The 20,093-nt window shown below is 37.7% G+C and carries 13 protein-coding genes; 3 read left to right on the forward strand and 10 right to left on the reverse strand.

What is annotated here, in order from left to right:
• Nucleotides 1–75: 75 nt before the first annotated feature.
• From R2Q84_RS00890 to R2Q84_RS00905, 4 genes are all read right to left on the reverse strand, one after another.
• Entirely contained in the window at nucleotides 76–2,034 is a 1,959-nt protein-coding gene (locus R2Q84_RS00890; protein WP_316814630.1) for a c-type cytochrome, read from the reverse strand.
• 17 nt (nucleotides 2,035–2,051) lie between these two features.
• The gene (locus R2Q84_RS00895; protein ID WP_316814631.1) at nucleotides 2,052–3,488 is read right to left on the reverse strand and encodes a DUF1080 domain-containing protein; all 1,437 of its coding nucleotides are present in this window, start codon (nucleotides 3,486–3,488) and stop codon (nucleotides 2,052–2,054) included.
• A gap of 188 nt (nucleotides 3,489–3,676) precedes the next feature.
• Nucleotides 3,677–4,858 (reverse strand): MFS transporter, encoded by a 1,182-nt coding sequence (locus R2Q84_RS00900; protein WP_316814632.1) that lies wholly within the window; start codon nucleotides 4,856–4,858, stop codon nucleotides 3,677–3,679.
• A 137-nt stretch (nucleotides 4,859–4,995) separates the two neighbouring features.
• The gene (locus tag R2Q84_RS00905) at nucleotides 4,996–5,565 is read right to left on the reverse strand and encodes a thioredoxin family protein (protein ID WP_316814633.1); all 570 of its coding nucleotides are present in this window, start codon (nucleotides 5,563–5,565) and stop codon (nucleotides 4,996–4,998) included.
• A 108-nt stretch (nucleotides 5,566–5,673) separates the two neighbouring features.
• On the opposite strand from R2Q84_RS00905, the gene R2Q84_RS00910 reads away from it, so the two are divergent.
• Nucleotides 5,674–8,397, forward strand: a complete 2,724-nt coding sequence (locus R2Q84_RS00910) for a PQQ-dependent sugar dehydrogenase (protein ID WP_316814634.1) — start codon at nucleotides 5,674–5,676, stop codon at nucleotides 8,395–8,397.
• Nucleotides 8,398–8,444: 47 nt separating this feature from the next.
• Here R2Q84_RS00910 and R2Q84_RS00915 read toward each other — a convergent pair whose 3' ends face one another.
• On the reverse strand, nucleotides 8,445–9,188 hold the full coding sequence (locus R2Q84_RS00915) for a hypothetical protein (protein WP_316814635.1): 744 nt from the start codon (nucleotides 9,186–9,188) through the stop codon (nucleotides 8,445–8,447).
• A gap of 205 nt (nucleotides 9,189–9,393) precedes the next feature.
• On the opposite strand from R2Q84_RS00915, the gene R2Q84_RS00920 reads away from it, so the two are divergent.
• A complete protein-coding gene (locus R2Q84_RS00920; protein WP_316814636.1) occupies nucleotides 9,394–11,574 on the forward strand; it encodes a bifunctional alpha,alpha-trehalose-phosphate synthase (UDP-forming)/trehalose-phosphatase in 2,181 nt (726 codons plus the stop codon).
• 71 nt (nucleotides 11,575–11,645) lie between these two features.
• Here R2Q84_RS00920 and R2Q84_RS00925 read toward each other — a convergent pair whose 3' ends face one another.
• The 4 genes from R2Q84_RS00925 to R2Q84_RS00940 form a co-directional block, all read right to left on the reverse strand.
• Entirely contained in the window at nucleotides 11,646–13,430 is a 1,785-nt protein-coding gene (locus R2Q84_RS00925; protein WP_316814637.1) for a glycoside hydrolase family 15 protein, read from the reverse strand.
• 476 nt (nucleotides 13,431–13,906) lie between these two features.
• Entirely contained in the window at nucleotides 13,907–15,667 is a 1,761-nt protein-coding gene (locus tag R2Q84_RS00930; protein ID WP_316814638.1) for an ABC transporter ATP-binding protein, read from the reverse strand.
• A complete protein-coding gene (locus R2Q84_RS00935) occupies nucleotides 15,651–17,390 on the reverse strand; it encodes an ABC transporter ATP-binding protein (protein ID WP_316814639.1) in 1,740 nt (579 codons plus the stop codon). Before R2Q84_RS00935 ends, R2Q84_RS00930 begins: the two co-directional genes overlap by 17 nt.
• A 99-nt stretch (nucleotides 17,391–17,489) precedes the next feature.
• Nucleotides 17,490–18,533, reverse strand: coding sequence for a Gfo/Idh/MocA family oxidoreductase (locus R2Q84_RS00940; protein WP_316814640.1), 1,044 nt, complete (start codon nucleotides 18,531–18,533; stop codon nucleotides 17,490–17,492).
• Between the two features lie 220 nt (nucleotides 18,534–18,753).
• Between R2Q84_RS00940 and R2Q84_RS00945 the strand changes: the two genes are divergently transcribed.
• Nucleotides 18,754–19,332 (forward strand): hypothetical protein, encoded by a 579-nt coding sequence (locus R2Q84_RS00945; protein WP_316814641.1) that lies wholly within the window; start codon nucleotides 18,754–18,756, stop codon nucleotides 19,330–19,332.
• Between the two features lie 140 nt (nucleotides 19,333–19,472).
• Here the strand turns inward: R2Q84_RS00945 and R2Q84_RS00950 are convergent, their stop codons facing one another.
• The gene (locus R2Q84_RS00950; protein ID WP_316814642.1) at nucleotides 19,473–20,090 is read right to left on the reverse strand and encodes a gluconate 2-dehydrogenase subunit 3 family protein; all 618 of its coding nucleotides are present in this window, start codon (nucleotides 20,088–20,090) and stop codon (nucleotides 19,473–19,475) included.
• Nucleotides 20,091–20,093: the final 3 nt, after the last annotated feature.

Below are 20,093 nucleotides of genomic sequence, written 5' to 3' on the forward strand. Positions count from 1 at the left end.
TTACATCCATATCTATGCAAAAGGCCAGTTTAATAATTTTAAACTGGCCTTTTGCATTAACAATAGGTTTACACCTTATTTTAATGAATTAATGTATGCTGCGATTTTCAATCCGTCTGCTTTAGTTACCTGTGGCATCGGTGGCATTTCTGTCGAATAGCCAGGCCAGTTCTCAGGCTTAGGATTATGAATCAACTGCAATATCTTTTCATTGCTATAATTACGCTTAGCGACATCGGTAAATGAAGGGCCGATCTGTCGTTTTGTAGGATTGTGACAAGCCATACAAGTATAATTAGCCAACAAACCTTTTACTTCCGCATAAGTAGGTGCCTTAGTCACTGCTTTCACGTCTGTTACTTTTTTAACCGAAGTAACCGCATTTTTTGTGCTAGTTGCAGTTTTTTTAGCTGGTGCTGGCGTTACATTAGCTACCGGATCATTGTTAGAGTTTCTTGTACTCCATTCACTTGCCGCCAGTTTCTCTCCTACCGGAATATTATTCAGGGTATAATAAGCAACAGGATGAACAACTGAATAGAAATTTTGCTTCTCACGAACACCATCTACCTTAATGGTATGGATGTAATACTTACGTAGGTTGTCAACCACAATACGTGCCTTTAAACCATCAGCAGATACCTTAACACCTTTTACCTTCAAGGTTTCTGTATTTACCGGTGGAGAGCCATACACAGGGTGGTATTTATAAATAAAGCTCTCTACATTATAAGATGCAAGATCATTAGCCGACTTCAAATCCACAGGACTGGTAAACTCAATTTCAAAACCATCAGGCATTGCTCTTACCGCTTTCATTTCGAAAGGAGTTTTATTGTTGTAAACCAGGCGCTCAAGCCCTTCATTTGCATCACCGGCAGATCCCCAACCTCTGTTAGTTTCACCAACAAATAAGGATCCATCTTGTCCCCAGGCCATCCTCAATACACCAGAACGGAAACCGCTTCTAAATAAAAATGCTGCCCCCTGTTCCTCACCATTTACCTCTTCCAGGAACACTCTTGAAATGATACTCATCCCCTGATCCCCTACCAAAAGCTGGCCTTCGAATGGTCCGAAATTTCCTTTTGGAATTTTTAAAGGCTCTGAACTGGAAATACCAAGAATACCGTAAGGCAACCATACAGAAGGCATGCGAAGCTCAGGGAATTCTTTCTTCATATCAAACAAAGTTTTGAAATTCTCATTTACCCTGTTTTCAGGCTTTATATATCTGCCATTTTCATTCTTTATTCTTCTTTCATCTACTTTAGAGAAGAAAAATTCAGAGCTTAACTTTACTGGTGAATCAGGTCTTTTAGTCCAGACTAAACCGGCAGGATGTCCCATAAAATCACCTTTATTTACTTTCCATACACCACCTGATCCAACCCAGTCACCTTGATTTTCTGTGTAATACAGTTGTCCGTCTATTACATTTAATCCTGCTGGAGAACGTACTCCCACCGCCCAGGGTTTCATGTTACCATCTTCTGTGATATTCATTACCCAGCCACGCATAGGTACTCTACTTTCTGCTCGCCACCATTCTTCATCACCAAAGGCAACATTAGCGGTCACAAAGAATGAACCATCATTCGCTATTTTTGGGCCAAAACTATATTCATGGTAGTGCCCACTTAACGGCCATGCATAAATGGTTTCATATACGTCGGCTTTACCGTCCATATTTTTATCCATCAGTTTGGTTAATTCCCCTCTTTGCGCCACATAAATAGCACCGTCTTTATAAGCTATTCCTAATATTTCATGTAAGCCAGTTGCAAATTTTCTAAAGTATGGTCTGTTACTGGTCGGGTTTTCTACGATGAACACATCGCCCCTACGGGTCGATATTCCCAGATCACCATTTGGCAAGGTCACCAATCCGCCCACCTCTAATACAGGTCCCTCAGGCATCCTCACTTTCATGATCTTAAAAAAATCTTCTTCTTTAGGTGTTTCCTGAGCCTGCGTAAACGTATAGTTAAAGCTCAAAGCCAGCATAGCCAGCATTTTAAAAGTATGTTTCATGTTTATTTATGGCTGGTTTAGAATGAGATAGAATAGTTTAACTTGTTTCCAAGCAGAATAATTAGTTCTTTTCGGCCATCAATATCTCTGATTATTGGTTTACCAGAAGTTTCATTAAGTTCCAGGTAAAAAGACTGTCCGTCTAACAGATAAAGCCCTTTAGCAATTTCTTCTATTGCACTGGCATTAGCCAATAAAACATAAAGATTTGGGACTGCCTTATCAATCGTAATTGATCTGCTCAAGCCTTTACCATTATCTAATACATTAATAGCATCTGTTACCTGCGCATTATAAATATTGTACTTAAATTGTGGTCTGTCTTCACTGTCCATCACGTACCCTTTAGTACGAAAGCCCGTTCCAGTAGTATCTGACGGCCAGTTGGCTTGTGGATCAGAAAGCTGTGCTACTGCAGGTACGAGTGTTTTTGTAAATGAGGTTATTACTCCGCGTGCATTGGAAGTTCCATTTCCCCTACCATCCCACATTGGGGTTGCGTCAATAAACTCTCCATGCCAACCTTGTAATAACAATCCGTTATCTAAATCATAGCTATAATGAACTTTCTGAGGACTACCCACAGATATAGCATGTACAGCACGTTTCCTCGGTGCAAAATCTACAAAACTTCTGATCATAGTATTCGCCTGAGCATCTATATATATAGGATCAGCGCCGCCGCCGCCTCTTTTACCACCATTCAGCTGGTCGGCAGGAAGCTTAGAAATTTTTATATTTTTAAAAGCCACCGACCCATGATCACCTTGAAGACGTAATGGACCTAGAGCCTTCTCTTTATCAGCAGCACCTCTGGTTGAACCAAAAAGTTCTACATTATCATGAATAAGCACACCATTTAATTCAGCACTGATGATTCTTGCATTAGACACTTTGTTTCCGTCAGCATCAAACTGTGGGGCCTGGAATGCTATTTTCAGGTGTTGCCATAAGCCTGGCGCTTTGCTTGCGTTTTGACGAGGTGCATATCCTCCAAAGCCTTTCTGACCTTCGGGTTTTGCGTCATCCCAACGCTCATAAATACCTCCGTTGTCGGACGAAAATGGATTTAATACGCCCCATGAATCTGTAAGCTGGAATTCGTAGTTGCCTTGTAGATAAATACCTGAATTTGATCCCTTGGCCATTAGATAGTCTAATTCAAGAATCATGTTTCCATGCAACGTATTGGTAAACAAATCCGATCCTTTGATTTTATTGGTAGAGATGTTTACAAGAATGCCGGTGCCTTTTGTAGCTTTTAATTCATTGTCACTTTTGGGGTTTGCTATAACTTTTTCAGCGGTCGACCAGGTTTTACCTGGATCCTTAAAGGCCGAAAGATCATTAAGTGCAATATCAGTCTGATCAGTTAGCTGTTGAGCTGATACCAAAGTAGTTCCAAACAACCATAATAAAGCAGTTGTTCCGAACTTAAAGTAGTTTAATTTCATACTGTGTGTGTAGTTTATAAACTTAAATGTAGCAAAATCATCCATCCCAAAAGGAATTTTGAAAAAATATTTTTTACTTCTGTTTTTTAACACAGCATACAAATCACACTTTAAACTACCTTAATACATGTTTTTATATTAAAAATTGTGGATAATTATTATTGTATATTCTACACTAACTAGAGGTTTCAGCCTGCATCAACCGTCATTTTAGACTTATATATAAACTGCAGATAAATTAATGCCAGTATTGTAATTCCCGTACACGTGTAAAAAGTAACTGGTATCATTTGCAGGTCATCAATAAATAACCATCCTGCAAGCAACGCGCCTAAACCGATACCAGCTTCAAGGGCTATATACATAGTAGCCATGGCTTTTCCTCTCTCAGCAGGATTACTCAAATCGGCCGTCCAGGCGGAAGCTGTTGGGGATAGCATTCCTGTTGCAATCCCATACAGTGCTGATGCAAGCATCAAACTAAGTGAAGAAGTGGCTAAGCCAATCCATAATAATGAACAAGCTAAAAGTGCTAACGATATTTTTAAAATAAGTGTTCTGCCGTAACGATCTGATGCTTTGCCCGCTACAAAACGAATAAGCAACGAAGTAAGTGTAAATACCATAAAGAACAAACCTTTATTGCTGGTCCCCAAATGGGCACTCCAATCAGATATTACCGTAAGAATAGCGCCGTAACTGATATAACTCATAAATATAATTATAACCGCAGGAATTACACGCCATTCAATAATATCCTTCCTGTTAATTTTTAGGTGCCTGAATCTAAATCTTTCATTTCCCGGAAGTGTTTCCTTCATATTTGCCAAAATAACAATAGACAATAAAGCAAAAAGTGACGAACAATAAAATAAGATATCTATACTATAGTGATCGGTTATGGTACTTCCTATTGCCGGACCGATTGCAAGTCCCGTGCTAAAACAAATCCCATGAATTCCCATAGCTTCACCCCATTTGCCAGCAGGAACAAGATCGGCAACGTAGGCCGCAGTAGCTGTGGGTTTAAAACCCGTAGAAAAACCATGAATTAACCGTAAGAACAAAAAGCCGGAAATTGTAGTAAGTACCGGATATAAGAAGCCACAGAGAAAACAAACAAGAGAACCTACAGCCATAACCGGGACTCTACCAATTGTGTCAGTTAACTTCCCGCTAAAAGGTCTTGAAATACCAGCAGTAAGGGTAAATAATGCGATGATCAAACCTTTGTATTCTGCTCCGCCCATTGCTGTTAAATAAGCGGGTAACTCGGGAATCAGCATGTTAAAACTGGCAGAAAATAAAAAAGAGCTTAGACAAACAAGTCCAAATTGTAAGGTATAAATCGTTTCAGAAGGTTGTCGCATTAAGGTAAGATATCGGAGATGTAAGTGCCAAAGATAGGCAGTTTTTAAAACACATTTGTGTAATATTATGTATCCTTCGCAGTCTGTAGAGTACGAAGGATACATACATCCTCTCCGATACTATGCGCTAATTGTAATTAACGTTTGATCTCATTCTTACTGAAAACCGCAGCGATTTCCGCAAGTTGCTTTTCGTTAAGTTTTGACGTTTTTTTCAAAGCATTGATGAAGTGCTGTACCTCTTCTGGTTTTGCCGGACAGCCTACATTTGAACCTTTTGTATTAAAAGGGGCCCCGGCAGGTCGGATTTGGGAATCAGCAACCAGATTTTGCTTACTATCAAAAAACAACCATGTAGGTAAACCTTGTTCGGCGTTGTAATATTTCTTTAACAGGTCAGCGGCACCTGGATTTTCAAGGTTTTCTTTTCCTTTTGATTCATAAACAACAAAATCTGCGATGACATAGCTTTTGTCGAAAAATGGCTTAATGGCAGGGTCATTTAAACTCGCCGTCATTTTATGGCACCAACCGCACCAGGAAGCATGGAAGATCGCTAACACTTGTTTTTTCTCTTTCGCTGCTTTCTGAACAGCTGCACTTAGAACTTCTTCGGCAGGCGCAGGTGTATTCGCTGTGCTTTGCGCGTCAACTGTTTGAATGGTAAATGCTGTAACCAGCATAAGTAATAATGTCTTTATTTTCATATTGTAATAAGTTTATATAAAACTAGTAATTAACAAAATATCTATAGCATGAAAGGAATTATATTTTTTAACTACCTTGGTGTAAAATACACACACACCAGTTAAACAATGAAAACATTAATTACTTTAACGCTTTCCAGCGTTACCTCTCTATTACTGTTCTTTTTCGGACAGGACGGATTAATAGAGAATAATCCGAAGCAACAACTTTTAACGAAAACCAACCAGTTCAAAAAACTAAACATTGATACACCTGATCAGAGTAGATTTGTGAAAGTTCAACTCGTACAAGGGCAATTTACTGAACCAACCGAAATGACGATTTTGCCAAATCTTGATATCCTTGTTGCACAGCGAAGAGGGGAAATAATGATTTACAAGAACCAGTCTAAAGCCTTGAAAGAGGTGATTAAACTGGATGTTTATTTTAAAACAAGTGTTCCTGATGTAAATGCTGAGGAAGGCCTCTTAGGTATTGCTATTGATCCTAATTTTGCGACTAATCAATATGTTTATGCCTTTTACAGCCCAACAAAAAAAACTGTCAACCGTTTATCGAGGTTTAAATTGGTTAACGATAAAATCAATCCTGCTTCAGAAAAGACCATCCTGGAGTTTTATTCCCAAAGAGATATTTGTTGTCATACCGGAGGATCAATAGCTTTTGGACCAGATGGATTGTTATATGTGTCTACAGGAGACAACTCTACTCCTTTTGATGTTCCTAAACAAGAATTTGTGAACAAAGGATATGCTCCGCTGGATAATCGTCAGGGATTACACCAGTATGATGCGAGGCGATCATCAGGAAACACAAATGATCTTAGAGGTAAAGTATTGAGGATAAGAGTAAATTCTGATGCCAGCTATAGTATCCCTGACGGTAATTTATTTCCTAAGGACGACCCTAAAAGTAAACCTGAGATTTATGTAATGGGTAGCAGAAATCCTTATCGAATTTCTGTAGATCAAAAAACCGGCTTTCTATATTGGGGCGATGTTGGCCCGGATGCTTCCAGTGACGACGAGTTAAGAGGCCCAAGAGGTTATGATGAAGTTAACCAGGCCCGGAAAGCTGGTTTTTTTGGCTGGCCTCTATTTATAGGTAATAATTACGCCTATCGGGCATATGATTTTACAAATGGTAAAAGTGGCGACACATTTAAACCGGATGCACCACTTAATAATTCCCCAAACAATACCGGCCTAACTCAATTGCCTCCTGCACAGCCTGCATTTATATGGTATCCTTACGGAGAATCAAAAGACTTTCCAGAAGTTGGCGGAGGTGGTCGTACGGCTATGGCAGGTCCGGTTTATCATACCAAACCTGGCGTTAATCCTTATCCGGCCTATTATAATGGTAAATTGATAATTTACGAATGGATCCGGGGTTGGGTAAAAGCAGTTAGTCTATCACCCGAGGGAGATTATTTAAGCATGGAGCCTTTCCTATCCAACATACCGTTATCTGCACCAATTGATATGGAATTAGGCCCTGACGGAAAATTATACATTCTGGAATATGGTAAAGGTTGGTTCACTAAAAATCCTGATGCAGGAATTGTAAGGATTGATTATTTAAAAGGTAACAGGCCACCTGTGGTTAAACTACTTCAGATTGAAAAAACCAGTGGCTTATTACCGTATAAACTTATTGCTTCTGTTGAAGCAAAAGATCCTGATGGTGATGCGTTAACTTATCAATGGAATTTGGGTAAAGGAATTAAAAAGACTACAACAATTCCTTCTTTGATACACACTTTTACTAAAGCTGGCGAATATGCGATTAGTGTAAAAGCAATAGATAAGTCTGGAGCTGCATCAACAAGCAATGTCGTAACAGTGTTTGCAGGAAACGAACACCCTAAGGTTGATATTAAGCTGTCAGGAAATAAAAGTTTCTACTTCCCTTCAAAGCCTGTAGCTTATAAGGTGTTGGTTACCGACAATGGCGCAACTGTTAACAAAAGTCGCGTATATGTCTCAAACACCTATACTGAAGGCTTAGATCTTGCTGGTGCACAATTGGGGCATCAGCAGGCTGCGCAAACATTAGTGGGCAAATCTCTGATGCTAAAATCTGACTGTAGTACCTGTCACAAAACGAACGAACTTTCCATAGGTCCATCTTTCAAAAAAATATCTGATAAATATCAAAAAAATGATAAAGCTGTTAATTATCTGGCGGGAAAGGTGATTAAAGGCAGCAGTGGTATATGGGGAGAAATTCCTATGCCTGCTCATCCTACAATGAAAGAGGCAGAAGTAAAACAGATTGCTGAATGGATTATGTCCCTTGGTGAAAAGGCTAAACATATTGCTACACTACCTATGGAGGGAAAAATTACACCTCCTGCAAGCGTAAATACCAATAAACCTGTATTTGCACTGAAAGCAAGCTACACTGATATGGGGTCTGCCGGACTTAAATCCCTAAGTGCGACACAGGTTGTTAATCTAATTAGCAATGTTATAGATGCATCGGACTTAAAAAATGTATCTCAATTCGGCCGCCGTGACATTAACGGCAAAGAAGCACTTATTTTCCCGGAGCATACCGGCTGGATTAAATTAAACAAAATTGATTTGACAGATATCAGAACTTTTCAGTTCACTGTAAATGACATGGGAAATAACTTGGATTATGAAATTGAAATCAGAATGGATAGTCAGGATGGAAAACTACTTGCCCGGCACAACTCTATAAAAGGCGACATAAATATTGAAGGAATAACTGACGGTAAGTTTCATGACGTCTTTATTCTTGTTAAAGCCAGCAAAGATGGAGTTAAAGAAAGGCCACTACTTTACAATGTAATCGTTAAATAATAAATTAAATATGCGTTCTGCGTTAAAACAGAACGCATATTTACCTGTTATTTCGATTTTCCATTTAGATTTATTACTGCACCAATAGTAAAAATAGAATTGCCAGCATTCATGTGTTTACGGCTATTTAAGCCAAAAGTACCACTGGTTGTATACTGTAATTGTACCGTTTCACTTAGACGCATTCTGGTAAAGAATATTGGCTCAAGAAAAATATTTCCCTCTCTCACCTGACCAATCGAGTTACGCATAAAAGTTTTCATATCAACATTACTGATTCGTAAGGCAGTACCGTAGTTTAATGGATAGTTGTTCCCGAAAAGGCGCAGGTTATTGTTCTTTTTGGAACTATAGTTTACCTGTAAAAAGCTTTTGCTATAAGTAATTTCCTCTACATCGGTTTTAATCAATACATCGTTGTCATCGAACTCCCTAAATGTGCGATCGGTTCTCCCTGAACCTACGCCTGCATATATTTCGATAATCCTGTTGTTGTCCGGACCGAAAGTATCAAACCAGCCACCTCCTATTTCAACTAGTTTATGTCTGTAGTCTTTACGCTCTTTATCTCTGTTCATATAAGAACCACTGAAAAGAACTCCAATATGATCCGAAACGGCGTAAGCACCATTAATACTGCTATTCAATCTTGGCGATATATGTAGACCGCCACTAAACTCTCCCTTCTGACTAAGCATTGGGGTATTAGGTACATTTGGCATATACACAGAAGAACACGAACTGATAAATACTGCTGAGATAAAAATTGGTAGTTTAAGGCTTTTAATCATAAAACGGTTGCTGAGCTATTTTTTATATTAACGCTGTTCTTTTGTTTTTTGGTGCAAGGTATTATTTTTTTATCAATCTGTACTTCCCGGTCTTTTGCATAAGTTACGATCTTATTGTGTTTAACTGAGCTCAGAACGAGGTTATTAACTATTAATTTAAAATAACTCAAACAAACAACATCTCAGACGGTTGTTTAAGTAATATATGATTACAAGCAGTAAAACAATTATAATATCGAATCGACTACCGATAAAAATTACAGAAGAAAATGGAGAGTATAAGCTAAGTCCGAGTGAAGGAGGCTTAGCTACGGGACTTGGCTCTATTTACAAGCAGGGTAATAATATATGGATTGGTTGGCCCGGCATTGAAGTGCCGGTTGATAGACAAGCAGAAGTAACGAAAAAACTTGCAGACTACAATCTCGTGCCGGTTTTTCTAACTGTTGATGAAATTAATTTTTATTACGAAGGCTTTTCAAATGAAATTTTATGGCCAGTTTTTCATTACCTGGTTACTTATGCAAAATTTGAAGAGGTTTACTGGGCATTTTATAGATCTGTAAACGAAAAGTTCAGAGATACCGTACTCGATAACTTGAATGATCAGGATACCGTTTGGGTACATGATTATCAATTACTTCTTTTGCCATGTTTTATACGAACTGAACAAGCTAATGTTACGATTGGATTTTTTCAGCATATCCCCTTTCCTTCCTTTGAAATTTTCAGATTAATCCCCTGGCGGGAGCAATTGATTGCAGGAATGCTTGGAGCTGACCTCATAGGTTTTCATACTTTTGATGATGTAAGACATTTTTTAAGTGCAGCTTCAAGGCTTTCATCTGGTAATTTGTCAGACAATATTTTGAATTATAAAAATCGACAGATCGTTGTGGAGGCATTCCCTATGGGAATTGATTCATCAAGGTTTGAGACATTGACCAAAAATGAGAAAGTTGCAAAATACGTTACGTCTTTTAAGACTAGTTTAAAAAATTTAAAGACAATATTGACAATTGACAGGTTGGATTATAGTAAGGGAATACTGCAACGTTTGCATACATTTGAATTGCTTCTTGAAAAGCATCCTAAATATATTGGGAAAATAGCGCTTTACATGATTGTCGTTCCATCCAGGGACAATGTACCAAAGTATAAAGAATTGAAAGATCAGATAGATCAATTAGTTGGTAACATTAATGCCCGTTTTAGAACAATTAACTGGGTTCCTGTTCATTATTTTTATCGTTCGTTCTCTGTTGAGTTTCTATCGGCTATATACAGTACTGCAGATATTTGCCTGGTTACCCCTATGCGTGACGGAATGAACCTGGTTAGTAAAGAGTACGTAGCATCGAGATCCAATAACGATGGTGTACTTGTGTTAAGTGAAATGGCCGGAGCATCTAAAGAGCTTAACGATGCCTTGATTGTTAATCCAAATAATATTGGAGATGTAATGGATGCTATCATTGAAGCTATTGATATGCCATTAGATGAACAGCATACAAGAATGAAAAGTATGCGAACCATAGTGGGTAAATTTAATATATACAGATGGGTTACAAACTTTATGGATAAATTAGCGGAAGTGAAATCAATGCAAGCTTCATTGCTTACAAAACATGCGGTGGCCACCGTTAGAAGACAAATAGCGAATGATTATACAACGGCAAAAGAACGATACATATTTTTAGACTATGACGGTACATTAGTTGGCTTCAACTCTGATATTGACAAAGCTGCTCCCGACGGAGAACTATACGCCATTTTAGAACAATTAACATTAGATCCTTTAAACCGGGTTATCATTATTAGCGGACGTAGATATCAGACATTGGAAAGGTGGTTCGGACATATGAAGTTGGATATGATTGCTGAACATGGTGCATGGCAAAAATATCAGAATACAGAATGGAAGCCACTACCATTACTCACAGATAAATGGAAACAGGAGGTGAAAACTGTATTGGATACCTATACGGATCGGACCCCTGGTTCATTCATTGAAGAAAAGAGCTATTCATTGGTTTGGCATTACCGCAAAGTTGAGGAAGGTCTGGGAGAACTTCGTGCTAATGAGATTATTAATCATCTGGGAGTGTTTATTGTAGATAAAGGTCTCCAAATGATGCCCGGAAACAAAGTGATCGAATTTAAAAATATTGAAGTGAATAAAGGAAAAGCTGCCCAAAACTGGCTTTACGATAATGATCCAGATTTTATACTGGCCTTGGGCGATGATCATACTGACGAAGATATTTTTAAAGCACTATCTCCAAAGGCCTATACCATAAAAGTCGGGAGCAATATTTCCGCGGCACGTTATTATTTAAAAGACTTTCATGAAGTACGGGAACTACTGAAAGAATTAGTTATGTAACTTGGTGCCAGTAGCCAGATTTATACAGGGGATTCCGGATAAATATTTTTTCAGAAATCCCCTTGCTGTTTTTAAAGAAATATGGGTCTATCCAGTTTAATAGCAATTCTATGTGCTGCATTCATGAGTCCAACATGACTGTAAGCCTGGGGAAAATTGCCCCATTGACTACCATCCTTTTCATCAACATCTTCACTGAACAGCAATAAATGATTTGCATATTTAATAATAGATTCAAACTCTGCGATCGCATCATCAATACGTCCAACACAGGCCAGGGCTTCTATATACCAAAATGCACAGATTAAAAAAGTAGTTTTAGGCTTTCCAAAATCGTCGGTGTGCAAATACCTATAAAACAAACCTGACTCGGTTTTCAATTCCGATTCCAGCATAATCAGATGGTCTTTTGCCTTTTGAGAATTTGGATCAAGATAATTCATCAATATCAACTGCAAGGTACTGGCATCTAAATGTGGACTACCTACGGCATGGGTATAAACTTTACGCACAGGATCATAACAATCCTCGATATGCTGCGCAGCTTTATCGATCAACACCTGCGCCCTTTCTTCATAAATACGATTGCCTATGGTTTTTGCCATTTTCAACGCCGCGTTTGCACCCGCCCATTGGAAAAGGTTTGTATAACAATGTGTGTTAGCAATATTCCTGAACTCCCAAATACCAGCATCTTTCTCATCAATTGTACGTTCGATCTTTTTCAACAAGTAATCCAGCCATTTTTCAGAATCTTTCCTTTCGGAATAGATGAAGCGAGAATCTGTATAAAGCGGTAACATAGAAACCAAAACCTGTCCATAAATATCATTTTGAATGTGTTCATACGCCTGATTGCCGACTCTAACGGGCTTATTACCCATGTAGCCCTCTATATTATCAAGGATACGTTCGGTAATAATTTTTTCTCCTGCAATACCAAATAAAGGTTGATAACGCCCGTCATCACGAAAAGATATGTCGGTTACATAACCAAAATATTTCTCCATTTCTTCAAAATGGCCTATATGATTAAGTGCAGTAATTACATAATAGGTATCTCTCATCCAACAATAACGATAGTCCCAATTTCGGGTGCTACCTGGAGACTCAGGTAAACTTGTAGTGCTCGCAGCTATAATAGCTCCTGTATCTTCGTACTGATGTATTTTTAGGGTCAATGCTGAGCGGACAACAAATGACTGATAAAACCCGGCAATTGTCGTGTGTTTAATCCAGACACGCCAGTATTTAATGGTTTCAGTTAAAAAGTGCTCGGCAGTACTTATTATTGGTGCCCCCAGTTCGTGTCCATAAGTAAGTATTAAGTACTTAACTTCGTTTAATACAAAATACTTTTCGTCTTCAATATAACTTAATGATATGTTTGTACTGAGTTGCATGTCTTCGTCTGCCCCTTCAAACTCAATATGATTACTGCCTCTATGGCCCTTTTGTACAGTTTTACCATAATCGTAAACCGGTTTACATATTACGCGTACTCTGGGCTCTCCTTCCAATGGTTCAATCTTCCGGATGAACATTAGTGGTTTAAAATACCGCTCGAACTGGCGGAAACGGGGTGCATAATCTGTTACTCTGTACTTACCTTCTGGATTGCTGATCTCAGTACAGAGTATATTTGTATTTTCAAGATAGTATTGTCTGGATGTATAATCACCGTGTGGAAGAATAGAAAATTCACCTCCTTTTTGCCTATCAAGGAGGCCTCCAAAAACAAAGCTACTATCAAACCTGGGCCAACAAAGCCAGTCGACGTTTGTATTTTTATTGATATGGGCAAGGAACGCACAATTGCCAACGATTCCTGTTTGGTACGTGTGTCTTTCTGTCATAAATTATATTTCAATTGATATAATATAACAACAGTGAGAATAGATATTTGTTCAGGTAAAGACAGATGTAAAGATGCTTTTTACAAAAATGAAGATAAGCAATTTGGCAATTATCCTATGTAATCAGCCTACTGCTTATCTTCTTTTCTATGTTGTGCCTGCCCTACGCGGATCACCCACTCACAGGACTTTTTTGTCTTTTTATATACTTCTTTTTAACTAACAACAATTTACGGAAATTCTAGTTTTAATTTGTATTAATTTTATTAACAAATCCACAATTTATAAGATGGCACTATTGTTTTGTTATTTTATCAATTTGTAAAGTTATATTTGTGGTATAAAAATACTTTAATAAAATTCAATATGGCATCATTAATCAGCTTAGTTACCCTTTCTGTGGTCATTATGATCACTGCACTTTATTTAACATTCAGAAAAAAAGATAACCACACCAGCGGACATTAATTCCGCTGTTAACTATTTCTTTTTCCTTTAAGCAGCATATTCATAGCATGGCTCATAGTGCCTGCTTTAATGACTTCACCCGAATTTACGAAGTATATCTCATCCGCATTTTCAATTGTGTTTAAGCGATGAGCAATAATAACTAGGGTTGTTTCTTTTGGTAATTTCTTTAGGATATCACTCAATAGCTTTTCTGTTATTGTGTCAATGTTTGCGGTAGCCTCATCTAAAATAAGTAGTTCTGGATTGCGAAGTACTGCTCTCATAAAAGCAATCAATTGTTTTTGCCCCAAACTAATATTCTCTGCATTTGATGTGACTTCGGTCTCCAATCCTTTATCAAAGATGGCCAGGAGTTCATCCAGGTGTGCAGTTTTTATAACTTCTTCAAGCTGTTCATTTGTATAATCCTTGTAAACAGCGTTACTGTATAAGATATTATCCTTTACCGTTCCCGTAAATAGAAAGGGTTCCTGTAATATAAAACCAATTCTTCTGGTACGTTCTTCTGCAGTATAGGAACGAATGTCTTTTCCATTTAGTAAGATCTCTCCTTTTGTAGTATCATACAGACGAGCCATCAGCGACGCGGTGGTTGTTTTCCCTCCACCTGTAGGACCTATTAATGCATAAGTTTTTCCTTTATGCAAATCAAAACTAATATTGTGCAATATTTCTTCACCACCTGTATAACTAAAATGAACATTTTTAAAGGTAAGCAAAGCATTAGTGTGATGTGTATTCTTATCTTCAATTACCTGCAAATCATTCTCAAGGGATAAAATCTGTGAAATTCTATCCCAACTGGCTATAGCTACCTGAAAGCTGCTCCACAATGCAGCCAGTTGACGAAGAGGGTTATAAAAATTTACTGCATAAGAAAGGTAACTGATTAGTAAACCGACAGAAAATTCACCTATGGAAATTAAATGAATACCATATAAAAGTACAATTAATTGTGCTGTACTGGAAAAAAAACCGAATACAGGAATAAAAATTGTATTTGCAATTCCAGCTCCTATTGCCGTCTTATAGTTTTCATTATTCGTTTCCTTAAATCGCTTTCTGAAATAATCACGACGATTGAAAGCTATAATTACTTTAAAATTATTGAGACTTTCCTGAATTCCAGCACTAAGATTACCAACGCTTTTTAAGCTAACAGCATTTTTACTCTTTACCCATGCAGACACCAATGAGGTAAATAACAAAATAAACAATCCAGGTACAAGTGTAGCTGAACCAAGTTTAAAATTGATGATTAACAAAAAGATAGCAGCACCGAGCATTGTAAATATATTACTCAAAAACTGCATCAATGATTGTGAAAAAAACTGGTTAAGCTTATCTGTATCGTTATTAACCCTGGAAATCAGATCGCCGGCCTTGTTTTGGCTAAAAAAAGAGACCGGAAGCTCCTGAAGTTTGCTGAAGATCGCATTACGCAATGTATACAACGTCCTTTGACCTACACCTCCCATTAATTTTGTTTGTAAATAACCGGTTAGTAAAGAAATCAGGTACATCGCCAGCAGAATACCCGAATAGAACAAAACCCCACTAAACTGCTTAGTACTGATATAACTGTCGATAATATGTCCAATAATTAGCGGAGATAGCAGCAACAAAGTTGAATTGATTATTATAACAACAAAAGCAAATAAGAGATTCTTGCGTTCATGTGCAATTAGCTGCAACAACTTTCTTAACACAACAAATGTTGACTTCTTTTCTTCCTTACCGCTGACCGGGTCAAGATTGTAGTTCATAATTACTTGTACTTTGTTGTGAATTATATATTTGAACGTACTCAGGACAGCTTTTCATGAGTTGCTGATGCGTCCCCTGAGCAATAATTTCGCCTTGCATGATTAAGATAACATTATCATAATCTCGTACCGACTCAATTTTTTGTGTTATTGAAAGTAATGTTAAACCTGGAAAATTAGAATGTACATTAGCTAAAATACGTTGCTCTGTATTATTATCGACCCTCGCAGTAAAGTCATCAAGCAATAATATCTTAGGATTGAGTGCCAGTGCGCGGGCAAGCATTATCCTCTGCTTCTGCCCCCCAGAGAGATTGGACCCTCTTTCTGACACTACCGTATCCAGTTGCTCGGGAAGAGACTGAATAAAATCTTTTAGTTCAGCCGTCTGTACAGCCTTCTCCAAAGATTGATCGGTAACCTGATCGTTAAATGCAATATTCTCCCGAATACTCATATTAAAAACAATACTGTCCTGAAATACAAAGCCAATTTGATTGTGGAATGCTTCCTCATCGTAATCATCTACGGACTTTCCATCAAACAGGATTTGACCACTATTAGCTTTGATCAGGCCTGTAAGTAGATAAAGCAACTGTGTTTTACCAGCAGCTGTCGGACCTATAATGGCCGTTTTTGAGCCCGGCTTAAGACTAAATGAAATATTCTTGAGAACAGGCTTCTGTTCATAAATCACATTAATATCCCTAACCTCTACATGCCCCATCAGGCTTGCTGTGATGACTCCGGTAGAAGTTGTATTTTTCTTATTTAAAACTTGAGATATCCTGGCATAAGATGCTGTAGCCTGAGCAATTACATTGCTCATAAAACCAATTACAATAATAGGAAAAATGAGTAAAGCCAGATAGCTACTAAATGCAGAAAAATCGCCAAGCGTCATTTTATCACTAATTACATAATGTCCGCCGAGAACCAATATAGTAAGTCCCGCAAGATTAGCTACAAATATGATTACAGGTATCAAACCTGCAAAAAGGGCCAAAATGGATAATCCAAGATCTTTAGCTTTAGTATTAGCTGACAAAAACTTCAGATATTCTAGCTGCTGTGAATTAACAACTCTGATTAATGCAGCGCCTAATATACTTTCATTAATTACTTTGTTTAGCCAATCTATAACTTCCCTAGTTTGTTTAAAAAGCACACTAACTTTTTTTATCACCAGAAAGAATGTGATACCAATAATTGGAATGATTGCAATTATTGCTAATGCCAGTTTCCAGTTGATAATTAGTAAGAGTATAGACGCACCTAGTATAATAAATATGGAAGAGGCAATTGAAACAATAGCCTGAGCAACGAATAATTTAATTGAATCAACATCAGCCGTAAGATTGGTTAACAACTTAGATGGATTAGCTTGTTCGACATAAGTGTTGCTTTGTTTCGAAATTTGATCGGCAAGTTGAGTCCTAAGATCCCGGGCTACTTTTTCTGATGCATAAGTTTGAATTATACTCTGTAAAAAAGTAAAGAAAAAAACAAAAAGAATTGCGACAGAGAATTTAACGAGAATTGAGTGAAGGTCAAACGTACCATTTGTATATGCATCTATGCCATTCGCTACAATCTTAGGCAGGAGCAAGTTTACCCCATTGCTGATTAAAGCAAACAGGACTAACAGAATGATTAAAGCCTTATATGGTTTAAGTAAGTTAAAAATACCGGGATTCCTGGCTTCGCTGGTTGTTGGTTTCATATTTATTTATACCCGACAGGACTTTGACTGTGACTTCTGATCATTAACAAATATGATGATATAATTTGATTGAAATTAAATATCGCTTAAAAGAAATGTCTAATTCGTAAAATCATCCATAAACTGCATCGACTGAATGGCCTGATCTGCTGAGCATGGATTATCAGCCTTACCTAAGAAATACTTTACAACTTCTTCTATCATAGGCATTTGAACATGCTGTAAAGCGTCAAATATAAATTCTTCGTCATCACCGTTTTTACGTAATGTAACTTTATGTCCAAATATTGGAAAACTAATTTTACCCTCAGTTCCTATGATTTCACAAAGATCGCAATATTCAGCAACTGAGAAATTCCATGTACCGTTAAAAACCACTCCATTTTTAAACAAGATATGTCCAACGACCATATCGTCCACACCATAAGGATTTCCCTGGTTCAATGATATGCCCACTGACTGAGTGGCTTCCCCAAAAAAATAAGCCATTAAGTCGAGTTGATGAGGTGCAAGGTCATGAAATAGTCCTCCTCCAGACACTGCCGGATCTAATCTCCAACTAACCTCAGAGCCAGCTATCAGAGTTGTATTTTCCGGCTGTAGCATTTGAAGTTGGACAACTTTTACTGCGCCTATTGCCTTCGCTGCTAAAAGTGATTTAATCTTTAAGAACATAGGTTGTGCTCTTCTGTAGTGCGCTACTGAAAGTTTTACATTATACTTTTCAGCAGCGTCTCTTATTCTTATTGCAGAAGCTGCATTCAAAGTCATTGGCTTTTCAATATAAACCGGTTTTCCAGCAGCCATTGCGCTAAGTGCAAATTCTTCATGCTGTAATGGAGGTGTAGCTATATATATAGCATTTACCTCAGGATCATTGATAAGCTGATTAGCATCATCATACCATTTAGGCACTCCGTGTCGTATGGCATAGTCTTTAGCTTTGTCTGCATCGCGTCGCATAACGGCAACAAGAGAAGAACGCGACACTTTATTAAAAGCTGGACCGCTTTTTACTTCCGTAACATCGCCACAGCCAATAATACCCCACTTAATTTCTTTTATACTTTCCTTGTCAAGCATATGAATAATCTTTTCTATAAAATAATTGGTTTCATTACGTAACGAAATTTCAATATTCAACAGGATCTATTTGTTATAAACACATATTTTTTCTTATTGTAATCTTGGATCACAACCGCAATGCAAAAAAAACACAATTAACTGATAAACAAATCAATAACTATCAGATAAAGATCACGAATAAATTGTTATAAACAAAAAAGCGATATCATTTGTTGAATTACTAACATGAGACATACTGTCGTTTTACAAAACTATTGAAAACCTTAAATAAAATCTTATGAAAAAGCTATTTTTTACTGTTATTCTAGGTGGTAGTATAGCATTTGGCGCAAATGCTCAAATACAAAAGGGAAATGTAATGATGGGTGCAAATCTATCAAATATTAGATTCGGCTTAGATAAGCCCAATCAGTTTACTTTCAACATAAGTCCAAAAGTTGCGTGGTTTGTACAAGACGGTCTTGCCATTGGAGCGGACGTAAATTTAGGATTAGCGACACAGAAAGGTTCAGGAACAGATTTTAGCTATGGTGTTAGCGCCTTAGGTAGATATTATGGCGAAACTGGCGCCAATGAAGTTGTAAAAAGTTCCAAATTTTTTGGAGAAGCAACCGTGGGCATACAAGGATATAACCCTTCAGGTGGTGGCAGTACTAATGGTCTGGGATTTAGCTTCGGTCCCGGTTTTACCTATTTCGTTACTCCGTCTATAGGTCTTGAGGCTTTACTAAAATACAATGGAGTTTTAGGCTTTGGATCAAGCCCTTATGCACATAATCTTGGAATTGGAGTTGGCTTTCAAATCTATTTGCCGGGAAAGAGTACCGTAAGAAAAATAGAACGTGATATGAAATAAAAAAATAAATAGAGATTTATTTGCACAATTAAAAACAATCCGTACTTTTGTGGTGAGAGCGTTAATTTAACGGGGGTAAGTCTTAGGACCTATCCCCGTTTCTTTTTTATCAATCCCGCTCAATAGGGCACTTATCGTAACTAGAGGTTATACTGTTTTAAAACATCTGCAGGAACTCCCTCCCATTTATTTGGCGTATTACCGGCATAGCCTATATCTTTAATTCCCATTTCACTTGTAAAAAAGCCAGAGGCAGTTAGATCTCTCATCAGGTTAAAAAAGGCAACACCTTGCTCCATTCCAGGTTTTACATTTTGTGGATATGCGATCAAATCAAGCATTTGCGTTTGATTTTGATCTGTCAAATCTTTAAAAGGTTTCTGAAACCGATTTAGACATTGGAGGTCCAGCCACCTAAGTCCACCTCGCATTGGGGTTTGGTGTGAAGGAATATCTTTCACAATAAACTCAATAAAGTCTGCGACTTTAGCATCACTGGCACTGCCTGATTTTTCGTCTTTTGGTATTATAATGTCAGCAAGAACTGTAATTGTAGCTATTTCGTGTGTGCTAAAAAATTTCTCGCTATGTAGTCTCTTGTCTCTTTCAATCTCAAACTTTTGTCTGCCGGCTTCAGATTGTTGATCAGATTCCTCTGGGAGTTTAGTCTGATCGGCACCAGGCTTACATGCTTCTAGTAGCACTGTCGCACTTATGGTTGTCAGGCCAAGTATCTTTAATGATTCACGTCTATTCATTTC

This window comes from Pedobacter nyackensis, assembly GCF_032678475.1.
Lineage (GTDB): Bacteria > Bacteroidota > Bacteroidia > Sphingobacteriales > Sphingobacteriaceae > Pedobacter > Pedobacter nyackensis_A.

Coding starts and splice junctions, on each gene's coding strand:
- R2Q84_RS00910 (WP_316814634.1), top strand. CDS start 5,674: ATGAAAACATTAATTACTTTAACGCTTTCCAGCGTTACCTCTCTATTA.
- R2Q84_RS00890 (WP_316814630.1), bottom strand. CDS start 2,034: ATGAAACATACTTTTAAAATGCTGGCTATGCTGGCTTTGAGCTTTAAC.
- R2Q84_RS00905 (WP_316814633.1), bottom strand. CDS start 5,565: ATGAAAATAAAGACATTATTACTTATGCTGGTTACAGCATTTACCATT.
- R2Q84_RS00915 (WP_316814635.1), bottom strand. CDS start 9,188: ATGATTAAAAGCCTTAAACTACCAATTTTTATCTCAGCAGTATTTATC.
- R2Q84_RS00895 (WP_316814631.1), bottom strand. CDS start 3,488: ATGAAATTAAACTACTTTAAGTTCGGAACAACTGCTTTATTATGGTTG.
- R2Q84_RS00925 (WP_316814637.1), bottom strand. CDS start 13,430: ATGACAGAAAGACACACGTACCAAACAGGAATCGTTGGCAATTGTGCG.
- R2Q84_RS00900 (WP_316814632.1), bottom strand. CDS start 4,858: ATGCGACAACCTTCTGAAACGATTTATACCTTACAATTTGGACTTGTT.
- R2Q84_RS00950 (WP_316814642.1), bottom strand. CDS start 20,090: ATGAATAGACGTGAATCATTAAAGATACTTGGCCTGACAACCATAAGT.
- R2Q84_RS00920 (WP_316814636.1), top strand. CDS start 9,394: ATGATTACAAGCAGTAAAACAATTATAATATCGAATCGACTACCGATA.
- R2Q84_RS00930 (WP_316814638.1), bottom strand. CDS start 15,667: ATGAACTACAATCTTGACCCGGTCAGCGGTAAGGAAGAAAAGAAGTCA.
- R2Q84_RS00935 (WP_316814639.1), bottom strand. CDS start 17,390: ATGAAACCAACAACCAGCGAAGCCAGGAATCCCGGTATTTTTAACTTA.
- R2Q84_RS00945 (WP_316814641.1), top strand. CDS start 18,754: ATGAAAAAGCTATTTTTTACTGTTATTCTAGGTGGTAGTATAGCATTT.